Source organism: Streptococcus sp. CM6, from assembly GCF_000526095.1.
GTDB classification, from domain to species: Bacteria; Bacillota; Bacilli; order Lactobacillales; family Streptococcaceae; genus Streptococcus; species Streptococcus oralis_BW.
The window spans coordinates 183,787-200,577 of sequence record NZ_JATS01000020.1; the positions used below are offsets into that span (position 1 = coordinate 183,787).

Annotated in this window: 23 protein-coding genes and 1 tRNA gene; 12 read left to right on the forward strand and 12 right to left on the reverse strand. The window is 42.2% G+C overall.

The window, feature by feature from the left end:
- Positions 1-2 precede the first annotated feature (2 nt).
- Positions 3-698 carry an ABC transporter ATP-binding protein gene (locus HMPREF1516_RS07580; RefSeq protein WP_000173184.1) on the forward strand — a complete coding sequence of 232 codons (696 nt, stop codon included), beginning with the start codon at positions 3-5 and terminating at the stop codon, positions 696-698.
- A gap of 15 nt (positions 699-713) precedes the next feature.
- Positions 714-1,442 (forward strand): hypothetical protein, encoded by a 729-nt coding sequence (locus HMPREF1516_RS07585; RefSeq protein WP_000498781.1) that lies wholly within the window; start codon positions 714-716, stop codon positions 1,440-1,442.
- 33 nt (positions 1,443-1,475) lie between these two features.
- Here HMPREF1516_RS07585 and HMPREF1516_RS07590 read toward each other — a convergent pair whose 3' ends face one another.
- Together HMPREF1516_RS07590 and HMPREF1516_RS07595 are read right to left on the reverse strand one after the other, a co-directional pair.
- Positions 1,476-2,171, reverse strand: coding sequence for an LrgB family protein (locus HMPREF1516_RS07590; protein WP_001288934.1), 696 nt, complete (start codon positions 2,169-2,171; stop codon positions 1,476-1,478).
- The gene (locus HMPREF1516_RS07595) at positions 2,168-2,542 is read right to left on the reverse strand and encodes a CidA/LrgA family protein (RefSeq protein WP_000781326.1); all 375 of its coding nucleotides are present in this window, start codon (positions 2,540-2,542) and stop codon (positions 2,168-2,170) included. Before HMPREF1516_RS07595 ends, HMPREF1516_RS07590 begins: the two co-directional genes overlap by 4 nt.
- A gap of 196 nt (positions 2,543-2,738) precedes the next feature.
- Here HMPREF1516_RS07595 and HMPREF1516_RS07600 point away from each other — a divergent pair, with 196 nt between their 5' ends.
- The 7 genes from HMPREF1516_RS07600 to queF all read left to right on the forward strand — a co-directional run bounded on the left by HMPREF1516_RS07600 (position 2,739) and on the right by queF (position 6,287).
- Positions 2,739-3,119, forward strand: a complete 381-nt coding sequence (locus tag HMPREF1516_RS07600; RefSeq protein WP_033606232.1) for a MarR family winged helix-turn-helix transcriptional regulator — start codon at positions 2,739-2,741, stop codon at positions 3,117-3,119.
- A 98-nt stretch (positions 3,120-3,217) separates the two neighbouring features.
- A complete protein-coding gene (locus tag HMPREF1516_RS07605; RefSeq protein ID WP_000570266.1) occupies positions 3,218-3,439 on the forward strand; it encodes a DUF4649 family protein in 222 nt (73 codons plus the stop codon).
- Positions 3,440-3,454: 15 nt separating this feature from the next.
- The gene (gene trxA, locus HMPREF1516_RS07610; RefSeq protein WP_001029581.1) at positions 3,455-3,769 is read left to right on the forward strand and encodes a thioredoxin; all 315 of its coding nucleotides are present in this window, start codon (positions 3,455-3,457) and stop codon (positions 3,767-3,769) included.
- Positions 3,770-3,971: 202 nt separating this feature from the next.
- Positions 3,972-4,625: a 7-cyano-7-deazaguanine synthase QueC gene (gene queC / locus HMPREF1516_RS07615; protein ID WP_000820632.1), complete on the forward strand. Its 654-nt coding sequence runs from the start codon at positions 3,972-3,974 to the stop codon at positions 4,623-4,625.
- Positions 4,625-5,068, forward strand: a complete 444-nt coding sequence (queD, locus tag HMPREF1516_RS07620) for a 6-carboxytetrahydropterin synthase QueD (RefSeq protein ID WP_000464584.1) — start codon at positions 4,625-4,627, stop codon at positions 5,066-5,068. Before queC ends, queD begins: the two co-directional genes overlap by 1 nt.
- Positions 5,061-5,777 carry a 7-carboxy-7-deazaguanine synthase QueE gene (queE, locus tag HMPREF1516_RS07625; RefSeq protein WP_000196476.1) on the forward strand — a complete coding sequence of 239 codons (717 nt, stop codon included), beginning with the start codon at positions 5,061-5,063 and terminating at the stop codon, positions 5,775-5,777. Before queD ends, queE begins: the two co-directional genes overlap by 8 nt.
- 18 nt (positions 5,778-5,795) lie before the next feature.
- Positions 5,796-6,287 (forward strand): preQ(1) synthase, encoded by a 492-nt coding sequence (gene queF, locus HMPREF1516_RS07630; protein ID WP_000082585.1) that lies wholly within the window; start codon positions 5,796-5,798, stop codon positions 6,285-6,287.
- Positions 6,288-6,541: 254 nt separating this feature from the next.
- Here the strand turns inward: queF and HMPREF1516_RS07640 are convergent, their stop codons facing one another.
- Entirely contained in the window at positions 6,542-7,210 is a 669-nt protein-coding gene (locus tag HMPREF1516_RS07640) for an MIP/aquaporin family protein (protein WP_000714833.1), read from the reverse strand.
- A 145-nt stretch (positions 7,211-7,355) separates the two neighbouring features.
- The gene (locus HMPREF1516_RS07645; RefSeq protein WP_033606233.1) at positions 7,356-7,703 is read right to left on the reverse strand and encodes a winged helix-turn-helix transcriptional regulator; all 348 of its coding nucleotides are present in this window, start codon (positions 7,701-7,703) and stop codon (positions 7,356-7,358) included.
- A gap of 148 nt (positions 7,704-7,851) precedes the next feature.
- Here HMPREF1516_RS07645 and HMPREF1516_RS07650 point away from each other — a divergent pair, with 148 nt between their 5' ends.
- Positions 7,852-8,241 carry a nuclear transport factor 2 family protein gene (locus HMPREF1516_RS07650; protein ID WP_000106208.1) on the forward strand — a complete coding sequence of 130 codons (390 nt, stop codon included), beginning with the start codon at positions 7,852-7,854 and terminating at the stop codon, positions 8,239-8,241.
- 168 nt (positions 8,242-8,409) lie between these two features.
- Here HMPREF1516_RS07650 and pepF read toward each other — a convergent pair whose 3' ends face one another.
- The 7 genes from pepF to HMPREF1516_RS07685 all read right to left on the reverse strand — a co-directional run bounded on the left by pepF (position 8,410) and on the right by HMPREF1516_RS07685 (position 13,858).
- Positions 8,410-10,206 carry an oligoendopeptidase F gene (gene pepF, locus HMPREF1516_RS07655; protein WP_033606234.1) on the reverse strand — a complete coding sequence of 599 codons (1,797 nt, stop codon included), beginning with the start codon at positions 10,204-10,206 and terminating at the stop codon, positions 8,410-8,412.
- 10 nt (positions 10,207-10,216) lie between these two features.
- Positions 10,217-10,960 (reverse strand): 16S rRNA (uracil(1498)-N(3))-methyltransferase, encoded by a 744-nt coding sequence (locus HMPREF1516_RS07660; RefSeq protein ID WP_001188222.1) that lies wholly within the window; start codon positions 10,958-10,960, stop codon positions 10,217-10,219.
- A 1-nt stretch (position 10,961) separates the two neighbouring features.
- Complete coding sequence (gene prmA, locus HMPREF1516_RS07665; RefSeq protein WP_084647665.1) at positions 10,962-11,912, reverse strand: 50S ribosomal protein L11 methyltransferase; 951 nt, start codon at positions 11,910-11,912, stop codon at positions 10,962-10,964.
- Between the two features lie 137 nt (positions 11,913-12,049).
- Entirely contained in the window at positions 12,050-12,523 is a 474-nt protein-coding gene (locus HMPREF1516_RS07670) for a GNAT family N-acetyltransferase (RefSeq protein ID WP_000614821.1), read from the reverse strand.
- 64 nt (positions 12,524-12,587) lie between these two features.
- Positions 12,588-12,953 carry a hypothetical protein gene (locus HMPREF1516_RS07675; protein WP_000575306.1) on the reverse strand — a complete coding sequence of 122 codons (366 nt, stop codon included), beginning with the start codon at positions 12,951-12,953 and terminating at the stop codon, positions 12,588-12,590.
- On the reverse strand, positions 12,950-13,378 hold the full coding sequence (locus HMPREF1516_RS07680; protein WP_000451512.1) for an NUDIX hydrolase: 429 nt from the start codon (positions 13,376-13,378) through the stop codon (positions 12,950-12,952). Before HMPREF1516_RS07680 ends, HMPREF1516_RS07675 begins: the two co-directional genes overlap by 4 nt.
- A 9-nt stretch (positions 13,379-13,387) precedes the next feature.
- The gene (locus tag HMPREF1516_RS07685) at positions 13,388-13,858 is read right to left on the reverse strand and encodes a DUF3013 family protein (RefSeq protein ID WP_033606236.1); all 471 of its coding nucleotides are present in this window, start codon (positions 13,856-13,858) and stop codon (positions 13,388-13,390) included.
- A gap of 115 nt (positions 13,859-13,973) precedes the next feature.
- Here HMPREF1516_RS07685 and HMPREF1516_RS07690 point away from each other — a divergent pair, with 115 nt between their 5' ends.
- Positions 13,974-15,245 carry a replication-associated recombination protein A gene (locus tag HMPREF1516_RS07690; RefSeq protein WP_033606237.1) on the forward strand — a complete coding sequence of 424 codons (1,272 nt, stop codon included), beginning with the start codon at positions 13,974-13,976 and terminating at the stop codon, positions 15,243-15,245.
- Between the two features lie 264 nt (positions 15,246-15,509).
- Positions 15,510-15,582 (forward strand) — tRNA-Lys (locus tag HMPREF1516_RS07695).
- 81 nt (positions 15,583-15,663) lie between these two features.
- Here the strand turns inward: HMPREF1516_RS07695 and HMPREF1516_RS07700 are convergent.
- Positions 15,664-16,791, reverse strand: a complete 1,128-nt coding sequence (locus tag HMPREF1516_RS07700; RefSeq protein ID WP_033606238.1) for a site-specific integrase — start codon at positions 16,789-16,791, stop codon at positions 15,664-15,666.

Genomic DNA, 16,791 nt, shown 5'->3' on the forward strand with positions numbered 1-16,791 from the left:
CTATGACACTACTAGCACTTGAAAATGTATCAAAATCATATGGAGCAACTGCGGCACTTGACAATATCTCACTAGAGATCTCAGCTGGAAAGATTGTCGGGCTCCTCGGACCAAATGGATCCGGAAAAACAACCTTGATCAAACTGATTAACGGTCTCCTTCAGACAGACAAAGGACGTGTCCTCATTAACGGACAGGATCCAAGTCCTGCTACCAAGGCAATTGTCTCTTATCTACCAGACACAACTTATCTCAATGAGCAAATGAAGGTTAAAGAAGCCCTGACTTACTTTAAAACCTTCTATCAGGATTTCAATCTTGAACGCGCCCAACATCTGCTTGCAGACCTTGGCATTGATGAAAATAGTCGCTTAAAGAAATTATCAAAAGGAAACAAGGAGAAGGTCCAACTAATCCTCGTTATGAGCCGTGAAGCCCGCCTCTATGTTCTTGACGAACCAATCGGAGGTGTGGATCCAGCTGCCCGTGATTATATCCTCAATACCATCATCAACAACTATTCCCCAACTTCTACAGTCCTGATTTCAACCCACTTGATTTCAGATATTGAGCCAATCTTGGATGAGATTATCTTCCTCAAAGACGGGAAAGTCGTTCGCCAAGGAAATGTTGATGATATTCGTTACGAGTCAGGTGAATCAATTGACCAGCTCTTCCGCCAGGAATTTAAAGCCTAAGCAAAGGAGATTATTATGTTTTGGAATCTAGTTCGTTATGAATTTAAGAATGTCAATAAATGGTATTTAGCGCTCTATGGAGCTGTGCTTGCAATTTCAGTTTTAATTGGAACTTTTCTTGGTAGTCTTAGCCAGAGTTACAATTCTAACAATGCTGTTTATTTCATCTTCTTTTTGGTACTAGTCTTTGGAGGACTCAGCGTCACTCTTTGGATTGCAACAATCTTTTTAATCATCCGAAGATTCAAGGGGAGTGTTTATGACCGCCAAGGGTATTTGACCCTGACCCTACCTGTCTCTGAGCACCAAATCATCATCGCAAAACTTTTAGGTGGTCTTGTCTGGTCCATCTTAAGCTATATCGTCTTTATCTTGAGTGTACTGATTATCTTCTTCTTAACACCAATAGAAAAAGACTTCACTGTCCTCTATAACTTCATTTCCCCTTACCTCAGCTACGGTTGGCTCTATGCCCTGTCTCTTCTAGCAGGTTCGATTACATGGATCTTGTCCATTTACCTCGCAATCTCAATCGGACAACTCTTTAATGAGTATCGAACAGCTATGGGAATTCTAGCCTATATCGTCATTGCCATCGTCATTGGTTATGTTTCTCTCTTCTTCCGAATTGAAAATGACTTTAACATGATGATTGGTACAGAAATCTTGCGCGATCTCTTTTTATCGGCTATCTACTATCTCGGTACCTACTATATCTTGAAAAACAAGGTTAACTTGCAATAAAAAATACCCAGCTTACAAGAGCTGGTTTTTTCTTTAACTCAATATCAAACTGGCTACAATTGGACTAACAAAGACGTAGAGAATACCAGTAACACCGATAGCCAAGCCCCCCATGGCCCCTGCTACAGAACCGTACTGAAAAGCCGTTCCCGTTCCAACTGCGTGTCCTGTTCCTCCAAGAGAGAGTCCGACAGCCACTGGATCATCAATTTTCAACCACTTCAAAAGGGTTGGTCCAATAACACTAGTTAAGATCCCAGTCGCCACTACGACGACCAAGGTCACAGTCGTCAAACCTTGCAATTTTTCTGTGATTCCCACTGCCATGGCGGTTGTTACTGACTTAGGAAAAAGAGAAATGGCTAGGAAAAAGTCCATGCCAAATATTTTCGCCACTATGGCAGTGAAGCTAGTATTGACAACTACTGCTAGCAGACTACCAAAGAGAATACTCCGAGCATGGTGCTTCATCAAGTGAAAACTCTTATAAAGCGGAATCCCTAGAGCCACCGTCGACGGGACAATCAAATTATTCAGATAAACCCCACCTTGGTAATAATCTTGATAAGAAATCCCCGTCGCCTTAAGGAAAATAATGATAAAAATAGCCGACAACAGCAAGGGCGTTGTCAAAGGATGGGGAAAACGTCTGTAAATCAACATCCCCACTAGATAAGCTAGGATAGATAATGCAATCCCAAACAAAGGATTCGATACAAATTCACTCATTTCGTTTCTCCCTTCTCATAATCTCCCTCAAATCGTCTCTTGATAAACTGAACCACTAGGGCTATGAGGATAATGTTGATGACAGCCGCAAAAAAGACAATCAAGACGATAGGCAAAAGATAAGGAGCAATCACATCAAACTTTTCCATGATACCAACTGCTGGTGGCAAAAAGAGAATGGTCATATTGGCCAGCAAGAAATTCCCAACCATGTTGACATGCCTGGTCCTTAGCCACTTGAACTGTAGGGCTAGAAAGAGAATAATCAAACCGATAATACTGCCTGGGATGGGCAGATGAAAGAAACTGGAGATTCCCTCACCGATTAGAGAAATCACAAAGAGAATCATTAATTGAACATATAATTTCATCCTAAACTCCATGAAATAAACTTCTTGCATACCAGTTTACTCTTTTTTCAGAAAATTTCAAGGAAATATTGAAATTCTTCTTTCTTGCAAGGATTAGTTAAAAGTAGTATAATCATTGCATGCGCAATCATCTTGTGTTATAAAGATACTCAGTAATGACTTTGTGATTTTTACTTTGAAAAGAAAGGAGAAAGCAATGACCTATTTGGAAAAGTGGTTTGACTACAACTGCCGTCAAAAGGAAATGGAAGCCATGCTGGAAGAAACTATTGCCCAGCAGAGTGAACAAAGGCTGAACTTGAAAGAGTTTTACCTGCTCTACTATCTGAATCTGGCCCAAGAAAAATCTCTACGACAAATTGACCTGCCAGATAAACTCCATCTCAGTCCAAGCGCTGTTTCTCGAATGGTGGCTAGGTTAGAAGAGAAAAACTGTGGCTTGCTTAGTCGCAGATGTTGCGACCAGGATAGACGGGCTAGTTTTATCTGCCTGACTGACGAGGGACAAACAACCCTGGCTTATCTACAAAAAGCCGTCGAAGAAAGATTGGAAACCAGTCTTGATTTCTTGCCTTAATAAGTATTTTTAAAAAAAGTTGCGTGCGCAATCATTTTTCTTGACATTCCTCTTTTCAAGGAGTACAATAAAGTCAAGATCGAACAAAGGAGTTTTATATGATCGAAATTACCTATCTAGACACCAGCAAACAAGAGAGAACCATGACTTTCGAGTCTTACGAAGACTTTGAACGTTCTCAACAAGCTTGCCTTATCGGTGTCGCAGACTATTACCCAGTTCAAAAATTAACCTATAATGGTCATGATTTGGACTACCATGGGACTTATGGAGATGTCTTCTTCTATCTCATGAAACAAGATTTAAGCCAATATAACTAAAAAAGGAGAAATACAATGGCAAAAGCAATTACAGATGCAACATTTGAACAAGAAACAAAAGACGGTTTGGTCTTGGTAGACTTCTGGGCAACTTGGTGTGGCCCATGTCGTATGCAAGGTCCAATCTTGGACAAATTGTCTGAAGAACTTTCAGAAGATGTCTTGAAAATCGTTAAAATGGACGTTGATGAAAATCCAAACACGGCTCGTGCTTTTGGAATCATGTCTATCCCAACCCTTCTCTTCAAAAAAGACGGCCAAGTGGTGAAACAAGTTGCAGGTGTTCATACTGCAGAACAAATCAAGGCCATCGTTGCTGAATTGAGCTAATCACACTAGAGACCAAGTGCTTCATTTGGTCTCTTTTTTCTTGCCCTTTGCCATTTTTCAAAAAATATGCTAGACTGTAGGTAGAATATTACGATGTTTGGGACATGCCATCGCTAAAAAAAACCTCTACTTGGTATTTTTTAGCTCCCCTCAAGGGAGCTTTTTGCGTGCTCTGAACATTTCCCATTTTAGAAGGAGTACTATGAAACGTCATTCAGCCTTGGTCGTCTTTAGTGGCGGTCAAGATTCCACAACCTGCCTCTTTTGGGCTAAAGAACACTATGAAACAGTCGAAGCTGTCACCTTTGCCTACGGTCAACGCCATCATCTCGAAATCCAAGTTGCTAGAGAAATCGCTAAGGAACAGGGTATTCGTCATCACATCCTAGATATGTCTCTGCTGGGACAAATCACTGAAAATGCCCTGACCTCTGATATGGAAATCGAGCAAAAAGAGGGAGAGGTTCCCAATACCTTTGTTGATGGTCGCAACCACCTCTTTTTGTCCTTTGCGGCGGTTCTTGCCAAGCAACGTGGTATTAAAGACATCGTGACAGGTGTTTGCGAGACAGACTTCTCAGGCTACCCTGACTGCCGTGATGTCTTTGTCAAATCTCTCAATGTCACCCTCAACCTTGCCATGGATTACGACTTCGTTATCCAAACACCTCTCATGTGGCTAGACAAGGCTGAAACTTGGGAATTAGCCGACCAACTCGGTGCCTTTGACTATGTTCGTGAAAAGACCTTGACCTGCTACAACGGAATTATCGGAAGTGGCTGTGGAGATTGCCCAGCCTGCCACCTACGTCAGCATGGTTTAGATGTTTATCTTTCACAGAAAGGAGAGGGCTAATGTTTTTCGCACCTAAAGAAATCAAACAGGAAACTGGGGAGTCTCTCGTCTACAATCCTCACAGAACCTTAGTTTCAAAAGAATTCACTTTCGACGCTGCCCACCACCTCTTTCACTATGAAGGAAAATGCAAATCCCTGCACGGACACACTTATCGTCTGCAGATTGCTATTAGTGGATTTTTAGATGAACGTGGCATGACCTACGATTTTGGAGACATCAAAGCTATCTACAAGGACTACTTAGAGCCCCATTTGGATCATCGCTATCTCAATGAAACCCTGCCTTATATGAACACGACTGCTGAAAATATGGTTTACTGGATTTTCCAAACCATGAGTCAAGAGTTGCCAGACGAACACGGTCTCCGTTTGGAATACGTTCGCCTCTATGAAACTCCGACCGCCTTTGCAGAGTTTAGACGGGAGTGGTTAGATGACTAGGGAACGTGTCCTCAAACTACCAGTTCTGGAAATTTTTGGCCCAACCTTTCAAGGTGAAGGTCGTGCTATTGGGCAGAAAACTATGTTTGTCCGCACTGCAGGTTGCGACTACCACTGCGATTGGTGCGACTCCGCCTTTACTTGGGATGGTTCTGAAAAACCAACTCGCATGACAGCTGACGAAGTCATTGCTGAATTAGACAAGCTAGGAAGCTACGACTATGTAACCCTGTCTGGGGGAAATCCTGCTATCCTAGCAGCCAACATGGCTCAACTCGTCACCAAGCTCAAGGAACGTGGTGTCACTCTGGCTGTTGAGACTCAAGGCTCCCGCTGGCAAAATTGGTTAAAAGACATCGACCAGGTCACTCTGAGTCCCAAACCTCCTTCATCCAAGATGGAAGTCAACTTCGAGACCTTGGACTTCATTGTTTCCCAACTAGATCCAGACAAGGTCACCTTTAAAATCCCTGTCTTTGATGATGCCGATTTGGCCTTTGCCAAAGGCATTCAAGAACGCTATCAACCAGATGTCCTCTTCTTATCGGCTGGAAATCCTGAGCCCAAGGCTACAGGCAATATTGTCCAAGACCAACTAGACCGTCTCAAAGAACTCTGGGAACGTGTCGCTGCTGACGACAGCTGGGGCAATGTCCGCGTCCTTCCCCAACTTCATACCCTCCTCTACGATAACCAACGTGGTGTTTAAGATTAGAAAGAAAAAATCATGTCACAACAAGAAGAAATGAAAAACCTAAGCCTACTGGGCAACAAAGAAACCAACTACATTTTCGAATATCAACCAGAAGTTCTCGAATCCTTTGACAATCGTCATGTGGAAAATGATTATTTCATCAAATTCAACTGTCCTGAATTTACCTCCCTTTGCCCTATTACGGCTCAACCAGACTTTGCGACGATTTATATTTCGTACATTCCTGACAAGCTCTGTATCGAGTCAAAATCCCTCAAACTCTACCTCTTCAGCTACCGGAATCATGGGGATTTTCACGAAAACTGTATCAACACCATCGGGAAAGACTTAGTCAACTTGCTAGACCCTCGCTATTTAGAGGTATGGGGAAAATTCACTCCACGCGGTGGCATTTCAATCGACCCCTACTACAACTACGGTAAGCCTGGAACTAAGTATGAAGGATTGGCAGAACAACGCCTCTTCCAGCACGACCTTTATCCAGAGAAAATTGACAACCGCTAATACTCTTCGAAAATCTCTTCAAACCTCGTCAACGTCGCCTTGCCGTATGTATGGTTACTGACTTCGTCAGTTTCATCCACAACCTCAAAACCATGTTTTGAGCTGACTTCGTCAGTTTCATCTACAACCTCAAAACAGTGCTTTGAGCAACCTGCGGCTAGTTTCCTAGTTTGCTCTTTGATTTTCATTGGGTATAAACGGATACGAAAAAGCCCTGTCCCTCAAGATGAGGAGCAAGGCTTTTTGAGTTTCAATTATTCTTCTGTTCCAAGGCAGTTTTTCGCAACAAGAGCTGCAAGTACACCACCAACGATTGGAGCAAGGATGAAAATCCAAACTTGTTGAAGAGCTGCGCCACCTACCAATACAGCAGGAGCCAAGCTACGAGCTGGGTTTACTGAAAGTCCAGTGATGTTCAAGCCTACAAGGATCAAGGCTGTCAATGACAAACCAATCACCAAACCAGCGATTGCGCCATTGCCTTTGCTTGCTGAAGTGACAGTCATGATAACCAAGACAAACAAGAAAGTTGCGATAACTTCAAACAAGAAACCACCAAAGACAGTGACACCGTTTGCCAAGGCATTTTCACCAAGACTAGCAGTTGACATCCCTGAGTTAGACAAGAGGAAGAATACTGCAGCTGACGCAAGGAAAGCTCCAACTACTTGTCCAAGGATGTAGTTTACAAGCTCTGAAGATGACAAACGTTTGTTCACAAACATAGCAATCGAAACAGCCGGGTTCAAGTGAGCCCCTGAAACAGTTCCGATTGAGAAAGCTGCGACTACGATGGCCAAACCAAAAGCAAGAGCAATCCCAAGGTGCCCAAGACCTTCAACACCATTTCCAAAAACAACAGCTCCTGTTCCGATGAACACAAGCATAAATGTACCGATTAATTCAGCAACAAATTTTTTCATGATAAGTCTCCTTTTTTTAAACTATGTATTAGTCTATCAAAAGAAGGAAAGGGTTTCAAGAAAATTGACTGGAAATTTACTGGTTTGCCTTACTGTCTTTTAATTGAGGGATGCGATAAAAAATACATTCCCTCTATGGAACTTATCAGTTGCCTATCTCATTAGCATTTAGCAACTTAATATAATCCAGACCCCAGTTTTCGACAGCATCTAAAACAACTCTGAATTCCTGCCCCATTTCGGTTAAGCTGTACTCAACTCGTGGGGGAACTTCGGCATAGACCTTTCGTTGAACAATCTTATCCTTTTCTAATTGACGGAGATGACGGGTCAAAATAGTTTGAGTAATCCCAGGCAATAATCTCTGCAATTCTTTAAATCGTTTAGTACCCGTACTCAACTGATAAATGATTACCAGTACCCATTTCCCTGTTAAAACCCTTTGCGTTGTCGCAAATGGACAAATACCATACTCACTCACTTTATTTGGCATAAAATATCTTCTTTCTATTTTTTTTAAAATTTATCTTTTAGTATCGATAATAGTACTACTTTTGATACTAGCTATCGAAAAAGTGTCTACTTGTTTTTTTGATTTTAACTATTACAATTATATCATAAAAAAGAAATGGAGAATAGATATGTCAACAAACTTAGAAATTTTCAATGCTTATAACCAAGCTTTAATTGCTGGTGACTTTCCTAGTGTCTTTGAAACGATGGCAGATGATATTGTCTGGCATCAACCTGGTAATCATAGTATATCTGGTTCAGTTGTTGGTAAGGACAAGCTAGGATCTCACCTAGCTACATTTGCTGAGAAAACTAATGGAACCTTTAAGGTGATAACAAATTGGGTTTCTGACAATAAGGATTTAATCGCAGCTAATGTTACTTTTCTCGGAACACGTGCTGATGGTACTGAACTCAATATGAACGGGATTGACCTCTTCCGTATTGAAGACGGAAAAATCAAAGAAGTTTGGCTCTTCTCTTCAGATCAAGCTGAAGAAGATAGCTTTTGGGGATAATTTAAGAGGCTGGGACAAAAAATTTTGATTTTAGGAATTCTTTATTATAAATTTTTAAAATCGATAGATTAGAAAAAAAGCGAACAAGACAGTATTCTGAGTGTCAGATAACTCGTTTTGTTCGCTTTTTATATTTAAGGTTAGACTTTTGTCCCAGACTCTTTTAATTTACTCCCCCAACTCAGCACTGTAGGCGATAATCTGATCAACTGTATCAGACAAGAATTGGATGGTATCACGGAGTGGTTTGTCTGTTGAGATATCCGCTCCGATAATCATGGCTGACTCAAGCGGTGTCTTACTACCACCTGATTTGAGGAGATTGAGCCAGTCTTCAGCTCCGGTTTCTGAATGTTTCAGATGGAGGTAGCCAGCTGTCGAGATGACAAGGCCAGCAGAGTAGGTGTAGCTATACAAGCCCATGTAATAGTGGGCTTGGCGCATCCAAGTCAAAGCCGCATCGTCGTCAATTTCAATGGCATCTCCCCAGAAATCTGTCAAGACTTCCTTCATAATGCTGTTGAGCTTACTTGCTCCAAAAGTTTCCCCTTCTTCAATCAATGTATAAACCTTACGCTGGAAGGCTGCTTCCAAGAGGTGGGTGATGAAATTATGGAAGTAGGTGTCTGTCAAGCGGTGGGCAAGGGCAAATCGTTTTTGACGTGGGTCATCAGACTGGTGCTCCAAGTAATCACTTAAAAGCAATTCATTGAAGGTTGATGGCGCTTCGACATAGTAAGTAGACATGTGGGCATTGAAGTAACTTTGGTGATTATCTGAAAAGATAAATTGACCAGAATGCCCGATTTCATGAATCAAGGTATAGACATCGCTCAAACGGCCTGTCCAGCTCATGAGGACATAAGGGTGCACGCGATATGGATCCGCCGCATAACCACCAGAATCCTTGCCACTATTGGCAGCGAAGTCCACCCAGCGTTCTTCTTGATAGCGCGCAACTTCCTGACAATATTCTTGTCCCAAAGGTTCTACTGACTTCATGACCAAATCATAGGCATCGTCAATAGTCACTTCAGGATTCAGGGCGCTATCCAAGTCCAATTTCCAGTCTGCAAAGGTCATCTTTTCAAGACCATTCACCTTGGCAACATGCTTGAGGTATCTCTGGGCAACTGGCGCAAAGTCCTTCATGATGAGGTCAATCTGGCGGTCAAACATAGCACGGTCCACTTCTTGCTCAGCTAGGAGATAATCAAAGACTGAGTCGTAGCCCTTCATATCTGCCAAGAGTTTTTCAGACTTGACTTGGGCTAAATAGGCTGCCGCAGCCGTATTTTGGTGCTTACGAAGTCCCTCTGAGAAGGAGCGGAAAGATTTCTCACGAACCTCAGCATCCTCGTGGTTTTGGTAGAAATTCTCATAAGTCACAAAGCTGTTTTTATAAGTCTTGCCATGGGCTTCAAAGTCAGCCATTTCAAAGTCCCCAGCTCGCATCTTAGTATAAATGTCCTGTGGGCTGTAGAAAACTTCACCCAGATTGGTCAAGGCCTTCTCCACATCCGCCCCTAGGTAGTGGGCTTTTTTGATTTTGGCCTGACGAATGGCTGCCGTTAAGTGTGGCAGCTCACCCAGACGATCCAAGACTTTCTCGTCTGCTGCCACCAAGGCGTCGTCAAAGAAGGTCAAGGCTACGCTGGCATCTGTTTCAAATTCCATCCCAGCTTGAGCGATATTAGCAAACTCTTCATTGCTATAGTCTGTCGTCTGAGGCATAAAGGCGTAATTGCCGATATGACTCATCTGGATATAGATTTGCTCCAATTCCGCAAAGGCCTTCTCGAAATCTTCAAAAGTATGAAGATTACCCTTGTAGTCACGGCTAAATTGATTGATGTCTTCGCGCGTTTTCTCGATTGCACGCAAGAAATCCTCACGGTCTTGATATAGGGCTGTTAAGTCCCAAAGTTCCTTTTCTGGAAATTCTGAACGATGTTTTTGTTCCATTTTCTTCCTCTTATTTCTCTAATTCTACTAAAACACTAAGGGCTGATAAGGCGTAAAGTGGCGCTGTTTCTGCTCGCAAAATCCGAGGACCAAGGCCTGCCAAGACGGCTCCTTTAGCTTCAAAACTTTCAATTTCTGCTGGTGAGAGACCACCTTCCGGACCAAAGATAAAGAGCAATTTGGCTCCTTTTTCAAGACCAGCAACTGCTTGTAAGAGCGCAGCGGCTTCTCCTTCTTTCGCTGATTCTTCATAGGCCACTACGATAGAGTCAAATTTGTCTAGTTGCGCTAAAAAATCTGCTTTTTTTTCGAAAAGTTTGATACTTGGGACCAGATTACGCTTGCTTTGCTCTGCTGCTCCAAGGGCGATTTTTTCTAGTTTTTCAACCTTTTTACCCAACTTCTTGCCATCCCATTTAGCTACTGACCAATCTCCAGGAAAGCCCCAGATTTGACTGGCTCCTAGTTCGGTTACTTTTTGAGTGATGAACTCCAGCTTGTCTCCCTTGGGAAAGCCTGATGCGATGGTCACTTGGATTGGCAGTTCCACATTGTCAACTAATTCTTCAACCAACTCAAACTGACGCGCTTCCACATCTATCACGCGCGCCAAGCGCTTGACGCCATCATCAAAGACCAAGGTCACCTCATCATCTTCTTTCAAGCGCATGACCTGAAACATATGCTTGCTGGTTTCCTTGTCCTCAATGGTGACAGGAGAGACTGCACTACCCTTGACAAAATACTGTTGCATGCTAGCCTCCAATCACACCTGAAATATCCTTGGTTTTCTTAAAGACACAGGCATTCCATTCCCCTTGAATCATGTGGGTTTCAAGGAAAAATCCAGCTGACTCAGCTGACTCGCGCACCATATCCCACTTGTCCTTGATAATGCCACTCATGATGAGGTAGCCTTCATCCTTGACCAAACGATAGGCATCGTCTGTCAAATGAATGAGAATATCCGCTAAGATATTAGCCACAATCACGTCTGCCTCAATCTCAACCCCCTTAAGCAAATCTCCTGCCGCTACATGGATATTTTCCATGCCAGGATTGAGCTCAATATTTTCCTGAGCAACACGAACTGCCACATCATCTAGGTCGTAAGCAAAAATTTCCTTGGCACCAAGAAGTGAGCTGGCAATAGAAAGGACACCTGATCCAGTACCCACATCTAGCACCGTTTCGCCACCACGAAGAACCTGCTCCAAGGCAAAGAGGCTCATCTTGGTCGTTGGATGAGTACCCGTACCAAAGGCCATACCAGGATCCAGCTTGATAATCTTTTCTGTCGCAGTCGCCTCATAGTCCGTCCAAGACGGCACGATGGTCAAGTCATGAGTAATGCGAGCTGGTTCATAGTATTTCTTCCAGTTGTCAGCCCAGTCTTCCTCAGCCAAGGCAGTCGTGCCCATCTTGACCTCTCCCAAATCCATAAAGTCTGTCAATTCTGCTAAATGAGCCTGCAAATCTGCCTCAACCACTGCCACATCAACCGTATCTGGATAGTATGCGGTCACCACGATTTCTTCTTGTTGCTCGACTTCTGGGAAAATCTCACCAAAACGATCCACATTCCCCACATAGTCCATACTATCTTCAATCGCAACGCCTTGGGCACCTAACTCAATCAAGAGATTGGACACCAACTCCTCCCCCTCACGCTTCACTGTAACTTTTAACTCTTGCCATGTTTCCATCATTAAGATACCAAGCCCGTAAAACACAAAGCCAAAATAGGAAACTCTCTGAAGACGCTTGTGTCTAAGAGAAGTTTATCTTTTTGGCACAGTGTTTAGGGCGGGTTCAGTTTAGAAATTTAACCGAACCATCCTTTCTATTTGTCAATCAATTTTTTCATGTAAACCATATCCATACCTTCTTTTTCAGGCTCGATATGAGTTTGACGGTAGCCGTTTTTCTCATAAAAAGCGACCATGCCCGCATCCTGTAATACCGTACACAAATCCCACTGTTTAATCGTCGGAAATTCCTTTTCCAGCAATTCCAATCCTTCAGAACCATAACCTTTTCCTTGATACTGGGGCAAAATCGCTGCCGTTCCCAACCAAGCCTCCGTCAATTCCTCATTGGTCTGAACTCGTAAAAATCCGATATTTTCGTCCTTTTCTTTCACAAAGTAGTAATAGCTATTGGGACGCTCAACCAATTTCCACTTGATTCGTTCACGATCCTCTAGATAGGGATCATACTCATCTTGATATTTCTCATAGATAGCCTTAAAGCTAGCCCTTTGAATTGCAATTACGGTTTCTAAATCTTCTGCTCCTGCTCGGACAATCTGAATCATACTAATACCTCCAAATACACATTCTCTCAACTAGCACTTCTATGCTCTTCCACACGCTGTTTTACTAACCCTCAAATTCCTCAATTACATCTGTGTAGTGTTCTTTCATTGTGCTATGAATCTGCTGTTTAAAAATACCAAACATAAGATAATAAACAAATAGAACAATTCCTGCAAACAGTATCAAAAATAAAAAATATACTGAAAGGGGCAGTACGAGACCTCTACCACTCAGTAAGGGTATAACAAGCATTAATACCCAAATAATAGCCATAGAAATCCCAGCTACTTTCGTGCCACTTTCTCTCTGCTTCTTTAACTTTAAATATTCCATATAGATGAATGTAGCTTCTTCTCTAGAATATTGTCCAGTTTTTAGTTTGCGTTTAACTTCCTTATTTAACGTCGTTGTTGCAATTGCAAAAATCATTTTACTTCCTCCAAATAATCCCTCACTCGCTCCTGCAACTGGGGCACGACCTTATCTGAGCCAAGAAACTCATCAGTGCTCATCATTCTATATCCCTGTCCTTCATCGCCAAAGACGATACTATCAAACTGTTCCTGCGTTAACTTACCAACTAGAAAGACGGATTCCTTCCCCTCGAAAAGCATGCTTGGGTACACCTTAGTCCAAAGCAGACAATCTTCAGTCAGATGAATTCCCAGTTCTTCATAAACTTCACGCGCCGCGCACTCAAAAGGACTTTCATCGCCTTCTCGCCCACCACCAGGCAGTTCCCAGGTATTAGGGTATGGAATGTTTGATTTGTCATCACGTAAGATAGTTAAGAGCTTATCACCACAAAAGAGGGCAATTTTGCAGCCTGTGAAATCAGAAATTTCTACTTCCATATCAGACTCCTAATATCTCGGATAAGGATAAAACTCTCCTTCTTCCAAGCCGACTTTCCCTTCTTCAAAGACTTCTTGGTTCCATTCCATGACAAATTCTTCTGCTTCTGGGTCTTCCAAAAAGTCCATAAGCGCATCCAGCCCAACCTCAGCAGTATCTTTGAGGAAAAGGGCAAAATAAGCTAAAAATTCACGGGAAAATCCCTTTTTAGGCAGGTAAGGAATGACAGTCAAATAGTCTTCCTCATTGACTGTTGATTTGGCAGGATTGTAAAAAAGCACTGCTTCTTCAAAGAGAATGTCATCTGACGAAACCTCTCCGTCTTCATCCACCATCTCCACGCCTGCAGAGTTTTGCGCTTCTAATAAAAAACTCACTTCAACCGCGTGGTTGCGCTTGTCCCAACTAATCTCAAAGTCAAAGGGAAAGTTCTTCTCCAACTCTTCCTCTAAAACATCTAAAAATCCATATGTTGCCATTTTGTCCTCTTTCTATGCGACTCTTAAATCGCCCCGATTGCTCGGAAATATGCTAAAATAGATACTACCATCTTACCACATATACATCAGAAAATCCACGTTAGAAAGGACTGCTATGCCAGACAATCTCGCGCTTCGCATGCGCCCTAAAACCATCGACCAGGTCATTGGTCAGGAACATTTGGTCGGACAAGGAAAAATCATCCGCCGCATGGTAGAAGCCAACCGCCTGTCCTCCATGATTCTCTATGGCCCTCCGGGAATCGGCAAGACCAGTATTGCCTCTGCCATCGCAGGGACTACTAAGTATGCCTTTCGAACTTTCAATGCGACAGTTGATAGTAAAAAACGACTGCAAGAAATTGCGGAAGAGGCTAAATTCTCTGGTGGTCTCGTCCTATTACTAGACGAAATCCATCGTCTTGACAAAACCAAGCAAGACTTTCTTTTGCCACTCTTAGAAAGTGGTCTGGTCATCATGATTGGGGCTACGACTGAAAATCCTTTCTTCTCTGTCACTCCTGCCATTCGTAGCCGTGTTCAAATTTTTGAGTTGGAACCTCTGTCTAACCAAGACGTCAAAGAGGCCCTGCAGATAGCTCTAAGTAACCCTGAGCGTGGTTTTGATTTTCCAGTAGAACTAGATGAGGATGCGCTGGATTTCATTGCTACCTCTACAAACGGAGACCTTCGCTCTGCCTTTAACTCACTGGACTTGGCTGTTCTTTCTACCCCTGAGAATGACGAGGACATCCGCCATATCACTCTAGACATCATGGAAAATAGCCTTCAGAGAAGCTACATTACCATGGATAAGGATGGGGATGGACATTATGACGTACTCTCAGCCCTGCAAAAGTCCATACGAGGTTCGGATGTCGATGCCAGTCTTCACTATGCTGCTCGCTTGATTGAGGCTGGTGATTTGCCAAGTCTCGCTCGTCGTTTGACTGTTATCGCTTATGAAGATATCGGTTTGGCCAATCCTGAAGCCCAGATTCACACTGTGACTGCTCTGGATGCTGCCCAAAAGATTGGTTTTCCCGAAGCTCGCATCCTCATTGCCAACGTCGTGATTGATTTAGCTCTTTCTCCAAAATCCAACTCAGCCTATGTAGCTATGGATAAGGCACTTGCTGACCTCAAAACATCAGGGCACTTGCCTATTCCGCGGCACCTGCGTGATGGGCACTACAGCGGAAGCAAGGAACTGGGGAATGCCCAAGACTATCTCTATCCACACAACTATCCTGGAAATTGGGTCAAGCAAGACTATCTACCAGAAAAAATTCGTAATCATCACTATTTCCAAGCAGAAGATACTGGTAAATATGAACGGGCTTTGGCTCAAAGAAAGGAAGCTATCGACCGTTTGCGAAAAATCTGAAATCCTTTTCAAAAAATTGCGCTTTCCTCTTGATTTTTTTTGAAAAAGTGGTATCATATAAACATAGAAACGCTGTGGTGTACGACTTCACACTTAAGTGTTGACCGACTATTTTTTGTATTATTAGGGAAACAAAAGTCTTCTAACAGCATGTAGGCCGTCTCACACGGAAACAGCTTCAGTTAGAGCGAGTTGCCCACCTGCTTAATTGCGCGGGTTCAATACAAACCGTGAAGTTTCGGCACCAATACAGCTTTTTTCTTTGCCTCCTTAGCTCAGCTGGCAGAGCAGCGGACTCTTAATCCGTGGGTCACAGGTTCGATCCCTGTAGGGGGCATCTAAATCAACAGGAAAAGTCTTGAATTCCAAGGCTTTTTTTACTTTCCTTTTAAAAATTGTCGTGCAATTTGCCGTGTTTTTACAACAAACTTTTCACAGCCATAAATTCCTCACTAATTTTCTCCTCCAATGTATGACCATAAACTTCAACTAGCATAGAGATATCTTTGTGTCCTAAAATTTTCGCAATAACTCCCAAATCAATGTTATTGTGCCATAGGTAACTACCATAAGTGTGTCTAGCACCCTTGGTACTAATTATCGGAAAAATCTCCAGTTCCATTAACATTACCTTTATAGCCTTATTAACTGTTCCAATATCTGGAACATCGTAGGCATAGCCAAAATGCTGAAAAATTAAATTATTTTTATTGTCAATGTTTAATTCTTTGTTTGTTTTTAGTTGTAACATTTTCAATGTTTTTAACAAGGAAAGCATATCTGAAGTAACGGGAACTAATCTTATTGAAGTATTGTTTTTTGGTGGAGTAAACTTATGAATAGCGGTATTGTAACGACGATAAGTTTTAACTTGCTCTCCAACCTCATCCACATCATCCCAAGTCAAAGCTATCAACTCAGAAAAACGCATGCCAGTTTTAAAAAGAAAATAAATCACATACGGTACAATAGATTTCTGATAATCAAACTTGTTTTTCAAATACACTAAGACTTTTTGATAGTCAGATTCAGTATGTAAATACTTTTCTTCAACCTTTTGTCCACTCTTAGTTGAAAACAAATCTACATAAGCAGTAAAATCTTCTATCACTACTTTATCAGCAATAGCCATCTGTATGCTTGCTCGAATACAAGAGTTTAATCTCCCCAAAAAATTCCTTGAGGCATTTTTTCCATATTCATTCATGATTTTTTGATACTCACTGGGCTTAATTTGTGATACAGGTTTATCTCCAAATAGCTTTTCGATGACCTTTTTTCTCATGATGTATTTCTTTTTTGTGACCTCACTTCTACTACTTGGTAAAATTTTTAAATCAAGCCATTCTTGATATAGTTCCGATAAAGTCATATTAGAACGCAAAACACTCCCAGTATTTAGCTTATGAAGGACTTTCTCCGCTTCTATTTTAGCTTCTCTTTTTGTCTTGAATCCACTCCTATGGAGTAGACTCTTACTCCTCTCACGTATAGAGAACGACCAAAGCCTTTTCTTCCCACGCTGTTTATATTCAATATAAGCCAT

Coding starts and splice junctions, on each gene's coding strand:
- HMPREF1516_RS07580 (WP_000173184.1), top strand. CDS start 3: ATGACACTACTAGCACTTGAAAATGTATCAAAATCATATGGAGCAACT.
- HMPREF1516_RS07585 (WP_000498781.1), top strand. CDS start 714: ATGTTTTGGAATCTAGTTCGTTATGAATTTAAGAATGTCAATAAATGG.
- HMPREF1516_RS07590 (WP_001288934.1), bottom strand. CDS start 2,171: ATGAGTGAATTTGTATCGAATCCTTTGTTTGGGATTGCATTATCTATC.
- HMPREF1516_RS07595 (WP_000781326.1), bottom strand. CDS start 2,542: ATGAAATTATATGTTCAATTAATGATTCTCTTTGTGATTTCTCTAATC.
- HMPREF1516_RS07600 (WP_033606232.1), top strand. CDS start 2,739: ATGACCTATTTGGAAAAGTGGTTTGACTACAACTGCCGTCAAAAGGAA.
- HMPREF1516_RS07605 (WP_000570266.1), top strand. CDS start 3,218: ATGATCGAAATTACCTATCTAGACACCAGCAAACAAGAGAGAACCATG.
- trxA (WP_001029581.1), top strand. CDS start 3,455: ATGGCAAAAGCAATTACAGATGCAACATTTGAACAAGAAACAAAAGAC.
- queC (WP_000820632.1), top strand. CDS start 3,972: ATGAAACGTCATTCAGCCTTGGTCGTCTTTAGTGGCGGTCAAGATTCC.
- queD (WP_000464584.1), top strand. CDS start 4,625: ATGTTTTTCGCACCTAAAGAAATCAAACAGGAAACTGGGGAGTCTCTC.
- queE (WP_000196476.1), top strand. CDS start 5,061: ATGACTAGGGAACGTGTCCTCAAACTACCAGTTCTGGAAATTTTTGGC.
- queF (WP_000082585.1), top strand. CDS start 5,796: ATGTCACAACAAGAAGAAATGAAAAACCTAAGCCTACTGGGCAACAAA.
- HMPREF1516_RS07640 (WP_000714833.1), bottom strand. CDS start 7,210: ATGAAAAAATTTGTTGCTGAATTAATCGGTACATTTATGCTTGTGTTC.
- HMPREF1516_RS07645 (WP_033606233.1), bottom strand. CDS start 7,703: ATGCCAAATAAAGTGAGTGAGTATGGTATTTGTCCATTTGCGACAACG.
- HMPREF1516_RS07650 (WP_000106208.1), top strand. CDS start 7,852: ATGTCAACAAACTTAGAAATTTTCAATGCTTATAACCAAGCTTTAATT.
- pepF (WP_033606234.1), bottom strand. CDS start 10,206: ATGGAACAAAAACATCGTTCAGAATTTCCAGAAAAGGAACTTTGGGAC.
- HMPREF1516_RS07660 (WP_001188222.1), bottom strand. CDS start 10,960: ATGCAACAGTATTTTGTCAAGGGTAGTGCAGTCTCTCCTGTCACCATT.
- prmA (WP_084647665.1), bottom strand. CDS start 11,912: ATGGAAACATGGCAAGAGTTAAAAGTTACAGTGAAGCGTGAGGGGGAG.
- HMPREF1516_RS07670 (WP_000614821.1), bottom strand. CDS start 12,523: ATGATTCAGATTGTCCGAGCAGGAGCAGAAGATTTAGAAACCGTAATT.
- HMPREF1516_RS07675 (WP_000575306.1), bottom strand. CDS start 12,953: ATGATTTTTGCAATTGCAACAACGACGTTAAATAAGGAAGTTAAACGC.
- HMPREF1516_RS07680 (WP_000451512.1), bottom strand. CDS start 13,378: ATGGAAGTAGAAATTTCTGATTTCACAGGCTGCAAAATTGCCCTCTTT.
- HMPREF1516_RS07685 (WP_033606236.1), bottom strand. CDS start 13,858: ATGGCAACATATGGATTTTTAGATGTTTTAGAGGAAGAGTTGGAGAAG.
- HMPREF1516_RS07690 (WP_033606237.1), top strand. CDS start 13,974: ATGCCAGACAATCTCGCGCTTCGCATGCGCCCTAAAACCATCGACCAG.
- HMPREF1516_RS07700 (WP_033606238.1), bottom strand. CDS start 16,791: ATGGCTTATATTGAATATAAACAGCGTGGGAAGAAAAGGCTTTGGTCG.